Source organism: Streptomyces sp. NTH33 (genome assembly GCF_003236365.1).
Taxonomy (GTDB): Bacteria; Actinomycetota; Actinomycetes; order Streptomycetales; family Streptomycetaceae; genus Streptomyces.
Window position 1 is genome coordinate 1 of record NZ_POTZ01000524.1, and the last position, 4,465, is coordinate 4,465.

Below are 4,465 nucleotides of genomic sequence, written 5' to 3' on the forward strand. Positions count from 1 at the left end.
GGAGACGACCGCCGCCGACCACGTCGCCCCCAACCTGCTGACCGCCGTCCGCGCGGTCCTGACCGGCCCGCCGTGGGGGAGGATCCTGGCCGACGAACGCCCCCTCAGGAACGCCTACGCCACCGGGGAGCGACCCGCGCCCGGACGAGCCGGCCGGAGGCGGCGATGAAGGCGCTCGTCGCCCGGCTCGACAGCTTCGGCGACGTCCTGCTCGCCGGGCCCGCCGTCCGAGCCGTCGCCGCCCGGGCCGAGAAGGTCACCCTGCTGTGCGGGCCGCGGGGCGAGCCCGCCGCGCGGCTGCTGCCCGGGGTGGACGAGGTGCTCGTGTGGGACGCGCCCTGGGCCGGGTTCGAGCCGCCGCCCGTCGACCGGGCGGAGATCGGGAAGCTGCTCGACTCCCTCGACGCCGACACCGCCCTGGTCCTGACCTCCTTCCACCAGTCCCCGCTGCCCACCGCCCTGCTGCTGCGCCTGGCCGGGGTGCGGCACATCGCCGCCGACAGCGTGGACTACCCCGGCTCCCTGCTCGACGTACGCCACCGGCGCGCCCCGCACGCCCACGAGGCCGAGGCCGCACTCGACCTCGCCGAGGCCGCCGGGTTCCCGCGGACCGACGACGGGCGGCCGCGGGTGCTGCCCCCGCCGGACACCGCCCGCCTCACCGGCCCGCGGCCGTACGTCGTGCTGCACCCCGGCGCGAGCGTGCCCGCCCGCGCCTGGAGCCCGCGGCGCTGCGCGCAGGCCGTACGGGAACTCGCCGCGGCCGGGCACCGGGTGGTCGTGACCGGGGGCGGGGGAGAGCGGGACCTGACCGCCCGCGTGGCCGGCGCCCACGGCCTGGACCTCGGCGGCCGGACCGGCGCCGCCGAACTCGCCGGCGTACTGGCCGGGGCCCGCGCGGTCGTCACCGGCAACACCGGCCCCGCGCACCTCGCCGCCGCCGTCGGCACCCCCGTCGTCTCCCTGTTCGCACCGGTCGTACCCGCCGAGCGCTGGCGCCCCTACGGGGTGCCGTACGTGCTGCTCGGCGACCAGAGCGCACCGTGCGCCGGCAGCCGCGCCCGGAACTGCCCGGTGCCCGGACACCCCTGCCTGGAGTCGGTGACCGCGCACGACGTGCTCGCCGCCGTGGAGAAGGTGATCAAGGCGTGAGGATCCTGATCTGGCACGTGCACGGCTCCTGGACCACCGCGTTCGTCCAGGGCCCGCACACCTACGTCGTCCCCGTCACCCCCGGTCGCGGACCCGACGGCCTCGGCCGCGCCCGCACCTTCGACTGGCCGGAGAACGTGATCGAACTCCCGCCGGAGAGGCTGCGGGACGCCGGCATCGACCTCGTCGTCCTGCAGCGCCCGCACGAGTACGGCCTCGTGCGGAAGTGGCTGGGCCGCCGGCCGCCCATGGTGTACCTGGAGCACAACGCCCCCCACGGAGACGTCCCCGACACCCGGCACCCGGCCGCCGACCTGCCCGGCGACGTGCCGCTCGTGCACGTCACCCACTTCAACCGGCTGATGTGGGACGCCGGAGGCGCCGAGACCACCGTCATCGAACACGGCATCGTCGACCCCGGCCCGCTGTGGACCGGCGAGGTGCCGCACGCGGCCGTCGTCGTCAACGAGCCGGTCCGGCGCGGCCGTACGACCGGCACGGACCTGCTGCCCACCTTCGCGCACGCCGCCCCCCTGGACGTCTTCGGCATGGGCACGGACGGCCTCGCCGGCCACCTCGGCCTGCCGCCCGGCCGCTGCCGCTCCCACGAACTCGTCCAGAAGGACCTGCACGCGGCGATGGCCAGGCGCCGCCTCTACCTCCACCCGGTCCGCTGGACCTCCCTCGGCCTGTCCCTGCTGGAGGCGATGCACCTGGGCATGCCCGTGGTCGCCCTCGCCACCACCGAGGTCACCGAGGCGGTGCCCCCGGGCGCCGGGGTGGTCTCCAACCGGATCGACGTACTGACCGAAGCCGTACGGGACTTCGTCGCCGACCCGCTGCACGCCCGCATGGCCGGCGAAGGCGCACGCGCCGCCGCACTCGCCCGCTACGGGCTGACCCGCTTCCTGGACGACTGGGAGCGGCTGCTGAAGGAGGTGACCCGATGAGGATCGCCATGGTGTCCGAGCACGCGAGCCCGCTCGCCGCGCTCGGCGGGGTCGACGCCGGGGGCCAGAACGTGTACGTCGCCCGCCTCACCGAGGAGTTGGCGCGCCGCGGGCACGACGTCACCGTCTACACCCGGCGCGACAGCGCCGGCCTGCCCGACCGGGTGCCGCTGCCCGGCGGCGCCGTCGTCGAGCACGTACCGGCCGGACCGCCCGAACCCCTCCCCAAGGACGACCTGTTCCCGCACATGCCGTCCTTCGGCGCCCACCTGGCCCGCGCCTGGCGCCGCGAGCGGCCCGACGTGGCGCACGCCCACTTCTGGATGTCCGGCATGGCCGGTCTGCTGGGCGCCGGCCCGCACGGCGTCCCGGTCGTCCAGACCTTCCACGCCCTCGGCACCGTCAAGCGCCGCCACCAGGGCCGCGCCGACACCAGCCCCGTCGAACGCGTCGGCATCGAGCGGCAGATCGGCCGCACCTGCGACCGCGTCCTGGCCACCTGCACCGACGAGGTCCACGAACTGGCCGGCATGGGCATCTCCCCGAACCGGGTCTCCGTGGTGCCCTGCGGAGTCGACGCCGGCCACTTCCACCCCGGCGCCCCGGCCGCCGACGCGCCCGCGCCCACCCGCACCCAGCGGCACCGGCTCCTCGCCTGCGGCCGGCTCGTCCCCCGCAAGGGCTACGACCGGGCCATCCGGGCGCTGACCCGGATCCCACACACCGAACTCCTCGTCGCCGGCGGCCCGCCGCCCGGCCTGCTGTACACCGAGCCCGAGGCCGAACGGCTGCGGGAACTGGCCGAACGCGAAGGCGTCGGCGACCGGGTACGGCTGCTGGGCGCGGTCGACCCGGCCCGGATGCCCGCGCTGATGCGCAGCGCCGACCTGGTGCTGTGCACCCCCGTCTACGAGCCGTTCGGGATCGTGCCGCTGGAGGCGATGGCGTGCGCGGTGCCCGTCGTCGCCACCGACGTCGGCGGCCACCGCGACTCGGTGGCCGACGGCCGCACCGGCCGGCTCGTCGCCGAGGGCGACCCCGCGGCGATCGCCGCCGCCGTCCGCGACCTGCTCGGCAGCGACCGGCTGCGCCGCCGCTACGGAGCCGCCGGCCGCGAACGCGTCCTCGCCCGCTTCACCTGGCGGCGCGTCGCCGACGGCGCCGAACAGGTCTACCGGCGGGTCCTGGCCGGCCACGAACTGAAGTCGGAGGTGGCGTGACGCATCCCCGATCACACCGACCGTGCCGACCGCGTCGGCCGGCCGCCGTCCCACGCACCACCCGGAGGTGACGTCATGAGCGTCGAGACCCCCGCCGTCGTCGGCCACTGCGACGAACTCCTCGCCGCCCTCGGACGGTTCCGCGCGTCCGCGCACATCACCCAGCGCTGGGGCGAACAGCTCGCCGCCGTCCTCGGCGCCGGCGGACGGCTGCTCGCCGCGGGCAACGGCGGCAGCGCCGCCCAGGCCCAGCACCTGACCGCCGAACTCGTCGGCCGCTACCGCGACGACCGGCCTCCCTTCTCCGCGATCGCCCTGCACGCGGACACCTCCAGCACCACCGCCATCGCCAACGACTACGGCGTGGACGAGCTGTTCGCCCGCCAGGTCCGCGCCCACGGCCGCCCCGGGGACGTACTGGTGCTGCTGTCCACCAGCGGCGCCAGCGCCAACCTGCTCTCCGCCGCCGACGCTGGCCGCGCGGCCGGCCTGCGGGTGTGGGCGCTGAGCGGACCGGCCCCCAACCCGCTGAGCGCGGGCAGCGACGAGGCGCTGTGCGTGGCCGGGGCCTCCACGGCGACCGTGCAGGAACTCCACCTGGTCGCGGTGCACATGATCTGCGCGGCGTTCGACGCGGCCCTCGAGCGGGGCGGGAGGTGACATGACGGGGAAGGCACCTCTCGTCGTGGTCGGTGACGCGCTGCTGGACCGCGACCTGACCGGACACGCGGACCGGCTCGCGCCCGACGCGCCCGTGCCGGTCGTCGCCGACTGCGCGGAGCGGGTACGGCCCGGAGGCGCCGCCCTCGCCGCGTACCTCGCCGCCCGCGACGGCCGCGACGTCACCCTGGTCACCGGCCTGGACGACGGTCCGGCGGCCCGTGAACTGCGCCGGCTCCTGGAACCCTGGCTGACCCTGGTGGCGCTGCCGCTGTCCGGCGGCCTGCCGGAGAAGACCCGCGTCCTGGCCCAGGGCCGTCCCGTGGTCCGCCTGGACCGCGGCTCCGGCCGCGTCCACGAGGCCACCGCCGAGGCCCGCGCGGCGCTCGGCTCCGCATCCGCCGTCCTGGTCTCGGACTACGGCCGCGGCACGGCGGACGCCCTTCGCCCCGAACTGCGCGTCCGCCCCCCGGTGGTGTGGGA

At 76.6% G+C, this 4,465-nt stretch carries 4 protein-coding genes and 1 pseudogene; all 5 read left to right on the forward strand.

From position 1 onward, the window contains the following. Positions 1-165: 165 nt before the first annotated feature. Complete coding sequence (locus C1I97_RS32065; protein ID WP_111006561.1) at positions 166-1,152, forward strand: glycosyltransferase family 9 protein; 987 nt, start codon at positions 166-168, stop codon at positions 1,150-1,152. Then, complete coding sequence (locus C1I97_RS32070) at positions 1,149-2,102, forward strand: glycosyltransferase (protein ID WP_111006562.1); 954 nt, start codon at positions 1,149-1,151, stop codon at positions 2,100-2,102. The genes C1I97_RS32065 and C1I97_RS32070 overlap by 4 nt, the downstream gene beginning before the upstream one ends. After that, complete coding sequence (locus C1I97_RS32075) at positions 2,099-3,322, forward strand: glycosyltransferase (RefSeq protein ID WP_111006563.1); 1,224 nt, start codon at positions 2,099-2,101, stop codon at positions 3,320-3,322. The genes C1I97_RS32070 and C1I97_RS32075 overlap by 4 nt, the downstream gene beginning before the upstream one ends. Positions 3,323-3,397: 75 nt before the next feature. Next, positions 3,398-3,982: a D-sedoheptulose-7-phosphate isomerase gene (locus C1I97_RS32080; RefSeq protein WP_111006564.1), complete on the forward strand. Its 585-nt coding sequence runs from the start codon at positions 3,398-3,400 to the stop codon at positions 3,980-3,982. Position 3,983: 1 nt separating this feature from the next. After that, a pseudogene (locus C1I97_RS32085) lies at positions 3,984-4,465 on the forward strand (D-beta-D-heptose 1-phosphate adenosyltransferase); the annotation flags it as partial.